General features: G+C 41.0%; 13 protein-coding genes. 6 read left to right on the forward strand and 7 right to left on the reverse strand.

What is annotated here, in order from left to right; translation table 11 throughout:
• Positions 1–2: 2 nt before the first annotated feature.
• Positions 3–2,264: a T9SS type A sorting domain-containing protein gene (locus tag IPM34_09680; protein ID MBK8955815.1), complete on the reverse strand. Its 2,262-nt coding sequence runs from the start codon at positions 2,262–2,264 to the stop codon at positions 3–5.
• 164 nt (positions 2,265–2,428) lie between these two features.
• On the opposite strand from IPM34_09680, the gene IPM34_09685 reads away from it, so the two are divergent.
• The 4 genes from IPM34_09685 to IPM34_09700 all read left to right on the forward strand — a co-directional run bounded on the left by IPM34_09685 (position 2,429) and on the right by IPM34_09700 (position 6,975).
• The gene (locus IPM34_09685) at positions 2,429–2,932 is read left to right on the forward strand and encodes a TlpA family protein disulfide reductase (GenBank protein MBK8955816.1); all 504 of its coding nucleotides are present in this window, start codon (positions 2,429–2,431) and stop codon (positions 2,930–2,932) included.
• A gap of 1 nt (position 2,933) precedes the next feature.
• Entirely contained in the window at positions 2,934–3,524 is a 591-nt protein-coding gene (locus IPM34_09690; protein ID MBK8955817.1) for a thioredoxin family protein, read from the forward strand.
• A gap of 117 nt (positions 3,525–3,641) precedes the next feature.
• Positions 3,642–5,864 carry a phosphoribosylformylglycinamidine synthase subunit PurL gene (purL, locus tag IPM34_09695; protein MBK8955818.1) on the forward strand — a complete coding sequence of 741 codons (2,223 nt, stop codon included), beginning with the start codon at positions 3,642–3,644 and terminating at the stop codon, positions 5,862–5,864.
• Positions 5,865–5,880: 16 nt separating this feature from the next.
• On the forward strand, positions 5,881–6,975 hold the full coding sequence (locus tag IPM34_09700; GenBank protein MBK8955819.1) for an AhpC/TSA family protein: 1,095 nt from the start codon (positions 5,881–5,883) through the stop codon (positions 6,973–6,975).
• A gap of 18 nt (positions 6,976–6,993) precedes the next feature.
• On the opposite strand, the gene IPM34_09705 is transcribed toward IPM34_09700, so the two are convergent.
• On the reverse strand, positions 6,994–7,716 hold the full coding sequence (locus IPM34_09705) for an RNA methyltransferase (protein MBK8955820.1): 723 nt from the start codon (positions 7,714–7,716) through the stop codon (positions 6,994–6,996).
• A gap of 34 nt (positions 7,717–7,750) precedes the next feature.
• Here IPM34_09705 and IPM34_09710 point away from each other — a divergent pair, with 34 nt between their 5' ends.
• The gene (locus IPM34_09710; GenBank protein MBK8955821.1) at positions 7,751–10,108 is read left to right on the forward strand and encodes a BamA/TamA family outer membrane protein; all 2,358 of its coding nucleotides are present in this window, start codon (positions 7,751–7,753) and stop codon (positions 10,106–10,108) included.
• Here IPM34_09710 and nth read toward each other — a convergent pair.
• Genes nth through IPM34_09725 form a run of 3 tightly spaced genes read right to left on the reverse strand, consistent with a single transcriptional unit; the run spans position 10,105 to position 12,801 of the window.
• The gene (gene nth / locus IPM34_09715) at positions 10,105–10,737 is read right to left on the reverse strand and encodes an endonuclease III (protein MBK8955822.1); all 633 of its coding nucleotides are present in this window, start codon (positions 10,735–10,737) and stop codon (positions 10,105–10,107) included. The genes IPM34_09710 and nth overlap by 4 nt on opposite strands.
• On the reverse strand, positions 10,715–11,758 hold the full coding sequence (locus IPM34_09720; GenBank protein MBK8955823.1) for a hypothetical protein: 1,044 nt from the start codon (positions 11,756–11,758) through the stop codon (positions 10,715–10,717). Before IPM34_09720 ends, nth begins: the two co-directional genes overlap by 23 nt.
• Positions 11,758–12,801: an RluA family pseudouridine synthase gene (locus tag IPM34_09725; GenBank protein MBK8955824.1), complete on the reverse strand. Its 1,044-nt coding sequence runs from the start codon at positions 12,799–12,801 to the stop codon at positions 11,758–11,760. Before IPM34_09725 ends, IPM34_09720 begins: the two co-directional genes overlap by 1 nt.
• 42 nt (positions 12,802–12,843) lie before the next feature.
• Between IPM34_09725 and IPM34_09730 the strand changes: the two genes are divergently transcribed.
• The gene (locus tag IPM34_09730; protein MBK8955825.1) at positions 12,844–14,049 is read left to right on the forward strand and encodes an aminotransferase class I/II-fold pyridoxal phosphate-dependent enzyme; all 1,206 of its coding nucleotides are present in this window, start codon (positions 12,844–12,846) and stop codon (positions 14,047–14,049) included.
• On the opposite strand, the gene IPM34_09735 is transcribed toward IPM34_09730, so the two are convergent.
• Entirely contained in the window at positions 14,042–14,542 is a 501-nt protein-coding gene (locus IPM34_09735; protein ID MBK8955826.1) for a metallophosphoesterase family protein, read from the reverse strand. The genes IPM34_09730 and IPM34_09735 overlap by 8 nt on opposite strands.
• Positions 14,539–15,513 carry a zinc-binding dehydrogenase gene (locus IPM34_09740; GenBank protein MBK8955827.1) on the reverse strand — a complete coding sequence of 325 codons (975 nt, stop codon included), beginning with the start codon at positions 15,511–15,513 and terminating at the stop codon, positions 14,539–14,541. The genes IPM34_09735 and IPM34_09740 overlap by 4 nt, the downstream gene beginning before the upstream one ends.
• Positions 15,514–15,537 lie beyond the last annotated feature (24 nt).

Consider the following 15,537-nt stretch of genomic DNA (forward strand, 5'->3'; position numbering starts at 1 on the left):
AGTTAAATTTTTATCCATTTACAAATTTCTGAACCTGATTTATGTTTTAATACAATCATATAAGCACCTGTGGAAAACTTATCAACAGGTATGCTTAGACTTTGCTTCTCCTGAATGTGTTTGCGATACATTTGTTTACCATCCATCCGGAGGATACTAAGCTCCGCATGACCCGTATGATGCGTCAAAACATTAAGTATTGTATGTCCGGGATTCGGACTAAGTTCCATTGTAGCAAAACTTGTTTCCTGAGTTGTTGTTCCCAATTTTATTTTCAGGTCCGTCTGGTAGAAAGCTATACCTCCTCTTGCATTTCCAGTGGCCATTTCCAGTAAACCATCCCCATCCAGATCGGCCAGACTTAAAGTCAACCTCTCCCCTTCTTTAAGTTGTCCGTAGTGCTGATTTAAATAAACATAGGGCAATTGCGGATCAGTGGACACATTTCCGATGAGTTTAACCTCTCCGTAAATATTGCCACTCAACATTTTCAACTCGCCATTTTCATCCGTATAGAATTCAGGACAAGTAAAAGATTTAGAAGAAATAGCATTGACTATAATTTTGCCAAGACAATTGGTATTTGGGCTTTTATAATAATCCGGATCAAACTCAGCTTGAGTAGTCGTTCCCATATTTTGAAAATAGTAAAAACTCCCGCAAGCCAATCCGCTAAGATCATTTGTATTCAATCTCGAACCACTGACGATATCCAGCAATCCGTCTTTGTTAATATCTACGAGATAAGGAGAGCTGTATGTTCTTACACTTAAATCTTTGTAAGGATAGACCGGTTTTTTAAACTGAAATGGTTTCCCTTTTCCGGCGATGTTCTCACAATAAAAAAACTGACCTTGATTTTCGCCTACGATCAAATCCAAATCTTCGTCGTTGTCCAGATCTCCAAAAGCAGGAGTAAAAGACAGATGCGCATCAGGGCTCAGGGCAAATTCACTGAAGTTTAAATAATTGCTATCGACCAATTGGAACGCTGGATTTTTCTCGCTTCCTACATTTTCAAACAACATCAATCTTGCATCCCTCAGATTGGTTCCTCTTATAAAATATCCTTCAGAACCTATAAGTAAATCCATTTTTCCATCCTGGTTGTAGTCGACAAAACACGGATCGCTTGACGAACCCAGGTCGATGGTTTCCTCCGTCAGGAATGATTTGGACACGACTTTAAAATCAGGTGCCGCCAGTGTACCTGTATTGCGATAGTACCAAAAGTTATTGGCATTTTCTGAAATAGATCTTTGGTTAGGCGCAACCAATACGTCCATGAGCCCATCCTGGTCCACATCTGCCCGAAAAGCCGCATTGAAGGTTGCTATGTTCACCGAATCCGAAGGATATGGCCAATTGGGTTGTTGGCTGGTAAAATAGGCTTGGGGACCTGGTTTGGAATTGAATAGAGCAATCAATCCATTATTGGTGAGATCTCCCACCAGTAAGTCGAGAAATCCATCGCCATTCAGGTCCATACTTAGCAAAGTGGAACCGGAATGCCTCGTGGTGTTGGCAGGATTCCGGAAGTTTGCACAGGTATCTGAACTGCCGCTGAGCGTAATTTCCGATGTAAATCCACTTTCAACAAATCGCCCGTAACAACGGTCAGATAAAACAAACGCAAGCGTATCTTTTGAGTAGCCTCTTTCCTTCACTACATTGATGAATAACGAAACGCGATTGTTGCCCGGTTCGAACAGGATGATGTCCAAATCACCATCTCCGTCGGCATCTTCGATGGCAGGGATGTCGGTAAAATCAGTTGGTATTTGAGTATCTCCTATGCCGGTCGAAAAGTAAATGACATCAAAGGATTTCCCCATATCAAATTTCCGAAACTCCAGACCGTTGACGCCTTTTTGGGCGACATGCAATTCAATTCCCGGAATGCCTGCAGTATTGAATGAACTGGCGAAAATATCGGCCAATCCGTCGTTATTAAAATCCCTTAAGAGTACCCAATCCTTTAGTTTGGGAAACAATTGCCGATGTTTGTAGCTAAAGAGGTAATTCTGTGAAACAGGATCAAATACAAAGGGCAGGATCACATCTCCGGCACGATCAAAAACCAGAAGATCCATGTGGGTGTCGTCATCAATCAACATTTCACCAATTTGTGGATTATCCAGCCCCCCAATGGCAGCATTAATCAGTTGACGCTGATCAGGGCCCAGGATTGGAATTTCCTTCATTTCAAGCACCTGGGCATATACAACCTGTACAATAAATAACCATATCAAGCTTGTTCTCATGACCTTTGTTCCTTTATAGTGCAACGAACAAAACTAAAAAACGATTCTTACATCCCTGGAAATATTACGTAAACGGACAGCCCAGGGTGGTTAAAAAAGGCATAAAATTTAAGCTTCATTCCTGATTTACCCAACTAATACCATTAAATTTCGTTGTTGATTTTATGAATTTCCACAAATTTTTTATCCCTGTAATCCTGATTTTGTCTGCAAACTCCATATGGAGTCAGGGCTTGGCAACCACAGTTCCAGTGATTGGAATGAAGGACTTACAGCTATTGTTAGAAAAGAAAGATGACACGATCAGATTATTTAACTTTTGGGCAACCTGGTGCAGGCCCTGTGTCAAAGAACTTCCCTATTTCGAAGAATTGAATAGCGAATGGAAAAAATCCAAAGCGATGGTTTATCTGATCAGTCTCGACTTCAATGAAGGCCAGAACAGAAAGTTGCATAAATTTTTAGAGAAAAACCAAATCAAATCTCAGGTTTTACTCTTCGATGGCGGGGACCCGAATAAGTGGATAGATGAAATATCAAGAGAATGGTCAGGCACCATTCCTGCAAGCCTGGTTGTTCAACAGGGACGAAAATGTTTCCTTGAATCTTCTTTTGACAATACTCAGGAAATCCGGAAATTTATAAATAGCTGTAGCAAATCAAATTAATATGAAATATTTACACGTACTACTTTTTAGCCTGGTGGCTTTTGCAGGATTAAACTCACAGGCTTATCAGTTTGGCGATCAGGTAGATGACTTTAAACTTATGAATGTCGATGGAAAATGGGTTTCTCTATCCGATTACAAAGATTCTAAAGCTTATATCATCGTTTTTACCTGCAACCATTGTCCTTATGCAAAAATGTATGAAGACAGGATCATTAAGCTGGCTTCTGCATACAAGGCTAAGGGAATCCCTGTCATAGCTATCAACCCAAACGATCCCGATGTCGTTCCTGAAGACAGTTACGAATTGATGGTTACTCAAGCCAAAAGCAAAAGTTATACCTTCCCCTATCTGTTTGATGAAAAACAAACTGTGTATCCCAAATTCGGAGCCACCCGAACTCCACAGGTTTATGTTTTGGATGCCATGAAGAAATTAAGATACAGCGGAGCCATTGATGATTCTCCGAAAGATGCAACCATGGTTCAGAGCAGGTACCTGGAAAATGCAGTTTCAGCTGTGGAATCAGGCAAAACTCCGGATCCGCAACTTACCAAAGCCATTGGTTGCTCCATCAAGAAAAAGAGCTGATTTTTATATCGGGATGCATATCCCATTTGTACCCCCGTGTTAATGCAAATCTAAAAGGCAATGACTGTTTAAAATATGTAAATCATTAAATATCTTTGCCTTACAAATTTATTTAAGGTGTCAGTAGCAAATGTAGAGACCGCTCAAAAACTTGGTTTAACGGAAGAAGAGTTTTATAAAATCAACGATATTTTAGGGAGAGCTCCGAACTTTACAGAACTGAGTATTTATTCAGTCATGTGGTCTGAACATTGTTCTTATAAAAACTCAATAACTTATCTCAAAAAACTGCCCAGAAAAGGTTCGCGTTTACTTGTCGAGGCCGGTGAAGAGAATGCTGGTCTGGTCGATATCGGCGATGGAATTGCCTGTGCGTTTAAGATAGAATCACACAATCACCCTTCTGCCATTGAACCCTACCAGGGAGCAGCAACTGGGGTCGGTGGGATCCATCGCGATATTTTCACCATGGGTGCCAGACCCATAGCAGCTTTGAATTCCCTAAGGTTTGGCGAAATTCAACTCAACCATACGCAGAGACTTATGAAAGGGGTGGTAAAAGGAATTGGGAATTATGGAAATGCTTTTGGAGTGCCCACCGTTGGAGGAGAAGTCTATTTCAATTCATGCTACAACCAGAATATCCTTGTGAATGCCATGAGCGTAGGCCTGGTTGAAATTGGCAAAACTGTTTCTGCAGTTGCCGATGGCCCGGGAAACCCTGTTTTTATTGTCGGGTCGGCAACCGGGAAAGACGGCATTCACGGAGCTACATTCGCCAGTGCGGACCTTACTGAGGATTCAGCAGAGGACCTGCCCGCTGTGCAGGTAGGTGATCCTTTTCAGGAAAAATTGTTATTGGAAGCCAGCCTGGAAGCTATTTCAACCGGACAAATTGTAGGCATGCAGGATATGGGGGCAGCAGGAATTACCTGTTCCACTTCAGAAATGTCTGCAAAATCGGGTACCGGTATGGATATCTGGTTGGACAAAGTTCCGACACGGCAAAAAAACATGCAGCCGTTCGAAATTTTGCTTTCAGAATCTCAGGAAAGAATGTTGGTGGTTTGCAAAAAGGGCGGAGAAGAACAATTGTTGCGCGTTTTCGAAAAATGGGATTTGGAATGCATTCAAATTGGCGAAGTAAATGATACCGGTCGTCTGAAATATTTTCACCATGATGAATTGGTTGCAGATGTGCCAGCCGAATCCCTGGTACTGGGAGGTGGTGCACCGGTTTATCAAAGAAGCTTTAAAGAACCAGCCTACCTGGAAAAAGTCCGCACATTTGATGCTTCGGCGGTTAAACTCCCTGCAGACCTCAAACAGGTAGCCAAAGAGCTCATGAAACATCCGGATATTGCCAATAAAAAATGGATTTACGAGCAATACGATAAAATGGTTAGAACCGGCACCATGACCTCAGTGGAAGCCTCAGATGCCGCAATTGTGAGAATTAAGAACTCTGAAAAAGCATTGGCTTTAACCGTGGATTGCAATTCCAATTACGTCTACCTCAATCCTGAAACCGGGGGCATGATAGCCGTAGCAGAATGTGCCCGCAACATCAGTTGTTCAGGAGGGATTCCCGTTGCCATCACCAATTGCCTCAATTTTGGAAATCCATACAATCCCGAAGTGTACTGGCAGTTTGTACATGCGTTGCAAGGGATGGGGAAAGCCTGCCAAAAATTTGACACCCCCGTTACCGGTGGCAATGTGAGCTTCTATAACCAATCAGTTTCCAAAGATGGGACGATCCCGGTATATCCAACTCCGGTAATTGGTATGTTGGGCATTCTCGAAAACCAAAATCTAAAAACCGGAATCGCATTTAAAAATCAGGGCGATCTGATTTACCTCCTGGGAGATATTCAAAACGATATAAGCTATTCAACTTATTTAAGCAAGATCCACGGCATCCAGTTTGCTCCTGTTCCTCATTTTGACCTGGAAAAAGAATTTCAATTGCATAAAAACATTCAGGGTCTGATCCGCAATCAACTTGTAAGAAGTGCTCATGACTTGTCCGAAGGCGGGTTGTTTGTTGCTTTGGCAGAATCGTGTTTCAGTCCGGCACAATTAGGCTTTTCGATACACTTGCCCCAAGGCATCCGATCTGACATCGCATTGTTTAGTGAAGATCAGGGACGGATCCTGGTGAGTGTTGCTCCCGATAAAAAAAATGAGTTTGAGACCTATCTTTTACAAAACTCTCAGCAGTTTCTTTTGTTAGGAACAGTTGAACCCGGTGTTTTCGAGATCGATGGAGAACACTTTGGTACCGTTGGTGAGTTTTTTGAAATTTACTCGACAGCTATTGAAAATTATTTAAACTAGACACAAATTATAAAATATGAAAATGAATTTCCTTTTTGCTTTATTGGCCCTAATTGTACTCAACTCGTGCAATTCCGGAAACAAGATCAGTGGAAATTTTGAAAACGGACCAGACATCGCTGTCCATTTGGAACGCATTGGTCTGGATAACTCCGCTATTGCTATCGACAAGTCTGAAATGAAAGGAGGCCAGTTCAATTTTACTATGGATGAAGCATTAAGTCCCGGATTATACCGCATCAAAATGGGACAACAAAACCTCATCTTCGTTCTTGAAGGAAATGAAAAGTCCGTTGAATTTTCAGGCGATTTCAAAGAACTTGCAACAGGTAAAGTAAATGTGAAAGGTGGAGCGGCCTCTGAGGAAGTGTTTACCCATATTAAAAAATTGTCAGAACAGCAACCCAGCGCAGATTTGATCAAAGAAGCCACCAGTTCCATGAACAGCCCCCTTGCAGCTGGTCTGATCGCTGTTCAATTCTTAGGATTTCGTCCTGAATTTATGTCTATTCACCAGGATGTACTCAAAAGAATGAAAGATAAATTTCCGGCGACGGAGTTTACTAAAACCTATGAAACATTTATGGTCCAGCTGGAAGAAATGGCTGCAGCACAGGAAGCTGCAGAATCCATAAAAGTTGGCATGGATGCACCAGATATTTCTTTACCAACTCCTGACGGAAAAACCTTGGCGCTCTCTTCATTAAAAGGCAAAGTTGTATTGCTGGATTTCTGGGCAAGCTGGTGTGGACCCTGCAGACGGGCTAATCCGCATGTCGTCGAAATGTACCACAAATACAAAAACAAGGGTTTTACAGTCTATAGTGTATCCCTGGACGGGGTCGACAGTCGCACCAAAGCTCAGCTCGGCAATGAAACACAGATTCAGGACTTTATAACCCGTTCCAAAGAAGCCTGGCTTGCGGCTATAGAAAAAGATAAATTAAGCTGGAATACCCATGTGAGCGACCTCAAAAAATGGGACAGCGGACCCGCCAAAGTTTATGGGGTTCAGGCTATTCCAAAGACATTTTTAATAGGAAAAGACGGTAAAATTACCGCAGTCAATCCAAGAGATAATCTGGAAGAAGAAATCATCAAAGCGCTCTGATCAGAAGCATCGCATTTCTCAGCTTCCCAAACGCCAGGAAAGCAAAATGGAAGTAGCGACTGCAGCGTTTAATGATTCTGCAGTGGATTGAGCTGCTTTGGGAATGCCAATTTTGTGACTGCAGTAAGCAAGTATATCATCGCTCAGTCCGTGTGCTTCACTTCCAATACACAATATCCGAACCTCTTCCCGATTGCAATGGGAATAAGGAAGACCCGCCATGGTAGCTGCATAAAAAGAATTCTTCGGATGCAACAAAGAAAATTCACGCCACGGAATGACCTCAAGCTCAACGCGCATTATACTGGCCATGCTGGCTTGCACAACTTTGCTATTGAACGCATCTACACATTCCGGGCTGCAATAAATTTTTTTAAGTCCAAACCAATCCGCTGTACGGATAATAGTTCCCATATTTCCCGGATCGGATATGTTTTCTAAATATAATTTAAAATCATCGCCGTTATTATTATAAAACACAGGCATTTTAAATACTCCCAAAACAGAATTCGCAGTTTTAAGTGAAGTCATGGATTTGAACTCTGAATCATCGATTATTTCACATCGTCCTGCAAGGGATTTGTCAAACGAAAATTCATTGGCTATGGAATTTCCCAGAACCAACAAGGAACAAAAGCTACCAGGTTCATTCAACAATTCAGAAACAAGTTTTCTGCCTTCGGCAACAAACACTCCGGAATCCATTCTTTCCGCTTTATGCTGCAGTGATTTTATCCACAATTTTTCTGATTTTGTTAGCATCTTTGTCGATCCTATGGCTCTCCGCAAAATTAGTATTTTCCTGTTGCTGTGCGCGGGTTTGTTTTCCTGCAATACCACTCGCTATCTCAGCCCTGACCAGGCCCTTCTCAAACAAAATAAAATTAAAATCATCAGCACAAGCTCAGAGGAAGCGAATTTCAGATTAAAAGACCAGCTTCTTCCTCTTCAAAAACAAAAACCAAATAAAAATTTTTTACTGGTTTTCCCCAGAGAATGGTTTTATTTCAAAGCTAAATCCAGAACAAACAAAGATTCATGGATCACCAAGACTCTTGAAAAAAATGGAGAACCTCCAAGTTTATTGGATACTACGGCCTGTGAAGCGACCCGAAAAAATTTCACGAATTATTTATACAATCTCGGATACTTCAATGCCGAGGCTGATTACAGCATAAAAATCAAACATAAAAAAGCAAAGGTTACATACACCTTAAAAACGGGACCCAGGTATTACATCAATGAGATTGTTTATACAGCTGAAGACAGCATTATCGCACAGCTGTTAAATAATAATTCTGAATCATCCATACTTTCACCCGGCACCCCGCTCGACTACAATCTATTCCAACAGGAGAAAGCCCGGTTGAGTGAATTGTTATACAATAATGGCTACATTGAATTCAGTCCGATTTATATCGATCCGTTGCTGGCTGACACTATACATCTTAAAGCCAACTTAAATCTGCATGTCAGAAACCCAGGCGAACAGGAACGGCATACGAAGTTCCATATACTTTCGGTTAAAGTAAATTCTAATTATAAGCCATCTGACCGGAATGCACAATTCTCAAGTTATGAGTTTGACTCACTTCAATTTTTGGCTGTTGAACAAAATCCATATATTTTACCATCTTTACTTGCTGATAAAATAGAAATCAGGCCAGGTCAAATTGCCTATAAAAATCTTGTCGATGAAAGTTATTCCAATCTATACAAATTAGGAACTTATAGATTCATCAACATTGAAGGTAAAATTGACAGTCTGCTAAATGACGGAATTCATTACAACATTTTATTGAGTCCGAATCAAGAATGGATTTTTGATTCAGGTATAGATCTTAATTACACCTCCATACGGCAGGCGAGAAAAACTTTGTTTGGAGTCTCCGGATTCGTTCACCTGAAAAATAGAAATTTATTTAAAAGAGCCGCCAGCTTGTCAACTAAACTCGAGATTGGCACTGAACTGGACTTACTGCAACTCAGCGATTTTAATTCATTGAATGTAAGGTACAGCAACGAACTGTCTCTTGCCTCGTTTTACGACGTCACGCGAAGTTGGTCATTGTTTAAATTTGTTTCAAAACCTTTTTCAAACATCACAGGAACGCCCGACTCGAGGACCAACATCAAGATAGGAATCGACTATGAAAATTTGGTTTCTCTGTATAAATATACGGCCTTCAACACCGGTATCGATTACGATTGGCAACTCAAAAGGAGGAAAAGATTTACATTGAAAACTTTAGGGTTTTCACTTTACCTGCCTACCACTACGGCATCTTTCGATGAGCTCTTGGCGAACAACAAATTTTTAAAAGAGAGTTTCACCAACAGCCGTTTATTCAGTTCGTTTTTCCTTGACAATATTACATTTTATTACCAAAGCCAAATTATATCCAACAAACAACATTCTGTGATTGCTTCACTCAATGTGTCAGGTCTGGAGGTAAGTGCAATAAACAGTTTGTACAACGGGATCACCAACAAAAAAACCAACTTTGCATTGGGAGAATTTGAATTTTCAAAATTTATCAAAACAGATATTGATTATCGCTATTATATCAATTTTTCAGATAAAAGCAAGCTGGCCTTAAGGTTTGCCACGGGTGTTATTTTTCCATTTGGAAACAGCACCAGCGTTCCATACATCAAACAATTCTTCGTAGGAGGTCCACAAAGTTTGCGGGCCTGGAATCTGCGCGAGATCGGGCCCGGTTCTTTAAACCTCGCTGATTCCGTCCAAAGCGAAAATCCAACATACTTCTCTGCCGGAGATTTTAAGCTTGAAGGAAATATCGAATACCGCTTCGATATGTTTTGGAGATTTAAAGGTGCCTTATTTTTGGATGCAGGCAATATTTGGTATTTACCAAAATCAGGAAGCGATGATCAGAAAAGCGGATTTCTCACTTCAGACTTCGCAAAAGAAATTGCACTGGGAACAGGTATTGGCCTGCGGCTCGACCTTACTTATTTTTTGTTTCGGGTCGATGTGGGTTTTAAGCTTAAAAATGCTTATCCAGATCAAAATGGAAGATACTGGATTTACAATGCAGACAAAACTGTCAGTTTAGGAAATCTTTTCGAGAACTCAACGATTCACCTTGCTTTGGATTATCCCTTCTAGCCATTTTTATGGCTGACCAGATGATTGCAGATGATACACTTCTTAATATCGTGAGCTCTTGCAGGACAATATTGCCTCCCGTAATATATGATTTTCAGATGCAGTGAATTCCAAAGGTTTTCCGGAAAAAGTTTTTTCAAATCTTTTTCGGTTTTTACAACATTCGTACCATCTGACAATTTCCATCTCGCTGCAAGCCGGTGAATATGTGTATCCACCGGAAACGCCGGTTGTCCGAAAGCCTGACTTACAACCACAGAAGCTGTTTTATGTCCAACACCGGGTAAAGCCTCGAGTTCATTCAGCGTATCCGGAACCTTACCGTTATATTGTTCTTGTAATATTTGTGAAAGTGCATAAATGGCTGCTGATTTTTTCTCCGACAATCCACAGGGTTTTATCACCTCTTGGATTTTTTCCTTTCCTAAATTTACCATGGCAGCGGGAGTTTTGGCCAAAGCAAACAACTTTGGAGTAATTTGATTGACACGTGCATCGGTACATTGCGCAGAAAGCAAAACAGCAACCAGCAAAGTATATGCATCTTCGTGTTGCAATGGAATGTCCACCTCAGGATACAATCGGTTTAAGGTTTCTGTAATGTATTCAGCTTTTTGTTTTTTCGTCATGATTCAATAAAAACAACATGGTATCTACATGATCCTGGTAGTCAGAAAGTCCCGGATTCTGGGCAACTCCAAATTTTATGGTTTCCAATTCTGGCAAACTATTTGCACAACAAACGCATTGAATTTTATTCAAATTCAATTGGATTGATTCAACAACTTCAGATAAACTTTCATACTCTTCAAAGTACAAAGTAGAAATCGGCGGACTTATTCTTTTTTCAGCTTCCAGTAAAACAATTTCCGATTCAAGAAAAGGAACTCTATTGATTAATTTAACAGCTTTTTGGTATTCAAGATTACGAACATAAGGAACTACATCTTTCAAATACAAAAATTTATCGTCCCAGTTGCGCAACAATCCTGTAAAATCGTAAGATTTCGGAATATAAAGTTTAGTTACGTTTCGACATCCCAAACCAAAGTAATGAAATACATCTTGTCCCAATGCTTCCACCTCATTTGCATTTTCGTTTCCGCTCAGAACGGCAACACTGTTCCGATGTCCTCTGGTCAATGAAGGTTTGCCTTTGAGGTATGGCTGGAAATGAGATAAAGCAAGCGAAGACCCCGTTATGATAAATTTATCGACACTTTGCAATTTTGATGTATACTGAATTTCCGGAAGCATACCATCATCGATATCCTGAAGTAATTTCAATGCTAATACTGGCAGGGCCTTGTCTTTATCTGAGAGCTTTAAATAAATCTTGTAATTACATACCAACGCACAGAACAGATCGTGAAAAGAAACGAAAGGAATATTGCCTGCTGCAACGATGCCTACACTTTTACCGTTTGGAACTTCAAAATCAGCGTACTTCTCCATCCATGAAAGCATTGCGGATTCGTCGAGATAATTTCTGCAAATCGCCAGAATACTTCTCCTGATCTCATTTTCTGTAAACCATGGATTATCTGCACGTGCTTCTTCAAATATGCGATCATGCCTTTCATCAAGAGATTCGAGTGCTTTTCTCCATTCCGAAAATAATTTTACCAGTTTTGAAATTCTCAATTTCATTACTCCTGTTCGTTTGGATCAACTTTACGGGTAAGTGTATAATTTTTCCATTTATGCAACAGAGCTTTGAAATCCTCAGGAAGTTCACATTCGAAGTACATCGATTTTTTTGTTTCTGGATGTATAAATCCAAGAGATCTGGCATGCAACGCCAATCTTGGCAGGATTTCAAAACAATTCTCAACAAATTGCCGGTATTTGTTAAATATGGTTCCTTTGAGTATCCGGTCTCCTCCGTACTTGTCGTCATTAAAAAGAGGATTTCCGATATATTTCATATGAACCCGGATCTGGTGTGTTCTTCCTGTTTCAAGTTTGCATTTTACGAGGCTGGTGTAATAATAGGTTTCTACCAATTCATAATGGGTTACTGCATGTTTGCCTTCGAGTCCTTCAGGAAAAATGCATTGCCTTTTCCTTTGCCTGGGATCCCGACCTATGTTGGCTTCAATGGTCCCGGATGGCGGGTTCGGTTCGCCCCATACGAGAGCCAGGTATTCTCTTTCAATACTATGATCGAAAAATTGTTTTGCCAAATGAGCATGGGCATATTCCGTTTTCGCGACTACGAGTAAACCGGATGTTTCCTTATCAATTCTATGAACAAGACCATAGCGGTTTTTGGCCATCAGCTCCTGTCCAGGTCCATAGAAATGATGGGCTAAAGCATTGACCAGAGTGCCGGATCTGATCCCCGCCGCCGGGTGAACAACCATACCCGAAATTTTATTCACGACCAGCAAGGTTTCATCCTCGTAAACAATATTCAGAGGGATGGCTTCAGGTATAATATCGGTTGGTTCGTGAACCACGGGAATTTTAAGCTCAATTTGGTCTCCCCCACTAATTTTATAACTTACTTTAACTCCTTTGTTGTTGACTTGTATTAAACCTGCAAGAATTGCTGCCTGAATTCTGCTTCGCGAAACTTTTGGTATTCGGGAAGCAAGATATACATCTACCCGTTGACTGGATTGACCGGGATCAACAGAGATATCCATTATTTCCATCAGGTCCTCACCAGACTCCTGAAAGTCCGTCATTTCTTCGCTACTTTTGCTCAAATTGTTTGCTAATTATTAATTATGGAATCCAAATTCAATCATATAGAATCGCTCTGCGCTTCAGAGCCAAAGTTAACCAATTCCACACAAGCACATAAAAATCCAATAGTTGCGAGCTCTACATTCAAATTTAATACGATTGATGAAGGAGTTGAGATTTTTAAATCGCAACCAGGTCATCATGTTTATACGCGTTATGGCAATCCCGGAATAGAATCGGTAGCACAAAAAATTGCAGATCTCGAGTCCTTTGGGCTTGGATTTTCATCGTTTGGCCTATTGACCAGCAGCGGAATGGCGGCATTATTTACTGCCATTTCAGCCAACTGCAAAGAAAACACATTACTTGTGTCGCAGGGCAATCTTTATGGTGGAACCACAGAATTACTTCAAAAGATCATCGCAGGTAAAGGGGTTAGTATTTGCCTTACAGACCTATCAGATTTAGCTGAAACGGAGAATCTTTTCAAAACTAAATCTTACTCAAATGCTATTCTTCTTATAGAAACGCCGTCAAATCCTACATTGCAATGCCTCGACCTGGAAGCTTTGTGTGCACTTGCAAGGCAATATGGAGCCATGGTTGTTGTGGACAATACGTTTGCAACTCCCATCTTGCAGCAACCACTGGCTTTTGGTGCGGATATCGTAGTACACTCCACAACGAAGTACATCCATGGGCATGGATTATCGACCGGTGGGGCCCTGGTCTTTCGGGACGAAAATCTGTTTAAGAAAGCCTGGGAAATCATGAAACTGGTGGGTTGCAATTGCAATCCGTACGATGCCTGGCTCATCAATACCGGAATGAAAACTTTGGCTCTCAGAATTAATCAACAAAGCAATAATGCACTTTTCCTTGCTGAACAATTGTCTGATCATCCTCAAATATCTTCAGTCAACTATCCCGGCTTAAAATCCCATCCAAGTAATAAGATCGCAAGCAAACAAATGCGTTCATTTGGAGCAATGGTAAGTTTTTCCGTTGGAAAGACCCTATCGGATGCGAAGTCCTTTTGCAATCATCTCAAATACTGCAGTATCGCCCCATCATTAGGGGAAACAGACAGCATGATCTTACATCCTGCAACGATGTCGCACTTAAAAGTGGATTCTGAAACCAGAAAATATTATGGAATCACCGACAATTTAATCCGGCTTTCCGTTGGGCTTGAACACCCGCAAGATATATTAGACGACATCGATCAGGCATTAAAATTTATTTGACATGCCTGTTTGCAAATTCAATAACTTCTGCGTTACCCATAAATCCGCTTGAAATTTCAAAGCGCAGGATCGTACGAACCTGATGAAAACCTGAAATTCCAACTGCACCTGGATTCAAATACAGCAGGTTGTATTTCGAATCAAAAGCGATTTTTAATATATGTGAATGCCCACAGACTAAAATATCCGGTTGATGTAAAGCAATCAAATCCCTGACCTGAGGTGTATACGAGCCGTATTTTCCTGCAATATGGATCATCAGTATTTTCTTATCCAAAATTTCAAAACTTAGGAATTCAGAAACCCGTTTTCTTATCTGATGCCCGTCGATATTTCCAAAAACAATTCTGCATGGTTTAAATGCTTTCAAATCGTCGATCACCGTCTCATCTCCAATATCTCCGGCGTGCCAGATTTCATCGCAGTTTTCAAAGTATGAAAATACTTTTTGATCCAGATATCCATGCGTGTCAGATAAAATTCCAATCTTCATTTTGCCTGGATCCGAAATACAATTTTGCCAAATTGCTGACTTTGCTGCATTCTTTGAAATCCACGCTGCACATCTGTCAGATCAAAAACAGAATCAATAACAGGAACGAGCCTGAATTGGTTAACCAACTTTAAAAATTCCAGAAAATCATGTAAGGATCCCATCGTACTTCCAAATATAGAAATTTGCTTCCAAAATAATATTTGAGGACTCAGATTTTGAATTTTACCTCCAGTCCCACCATAAAAACAGAATCGCCCACCGGGATTGATGAGTTTCATCATCTTTTCTACCTGATCGCCGGCATAACTGTCTATAATGATATCAAATCCCGAGGGATTCATTTCTATCAATTTACCTGTCCAATCTGAATCTGTATAGAGCACTCCTCCGGCCGCGCCAAGTTGCCTGGCACTCTCCAGTTTCGCTTGGCTGGAACTGGTTACATACACTTCAAGTCCCAACAAATGAGCTATTTGCAAAACAAACAAGGCTACGCCGCCGCCAATACCAGTGACTAACAATCGTTCGCCTGGCTGCGGTGTACATCGGCTAACAAGAGCCCTGTAAGCAGTAACACCAGCCAACCCCAAAGCAGATGCCTGGACATCGTCTAAATGCTCCGGAGCGCCTGCTAAATTTTCAACAGGTACATTGACCCATTCGGCCATACTGCCGTTATCAGGCAATCCCAAAATTTGAAAGGATTTCGATTGAAATTTTTCGTTAGTTCCCCAAAATAAACCCGGATTGACGATCCATCGTTGCCCATTGAAATAACCACAGGCATCCGATCCCGGTATGATCGGGTACTTCAGTCCCGCATATTGCCCCTGCATGATCCAAACATCGCGGTGGTTGAGAGAAGCATGAGAGACCTGCAATTTGTGGTAACCTGCTTTGTCATCGGGAATTGGCACTTCCAAATATTCCGGAAAATATCCTTTGTCTTTTATTTGAACTGCTTTCATCGCCTAAAAATAAAAAAAAGTGCC

The sequence above is a fragment of the Saprospiraceae bacterium genome (assembly GCA_016716185.1).
Taxonomy (GTDB): Bacteria; Bacteroidota; Bacteroidia; order Chitinophagales; family Saprospiraceae; genus Vicinibacter.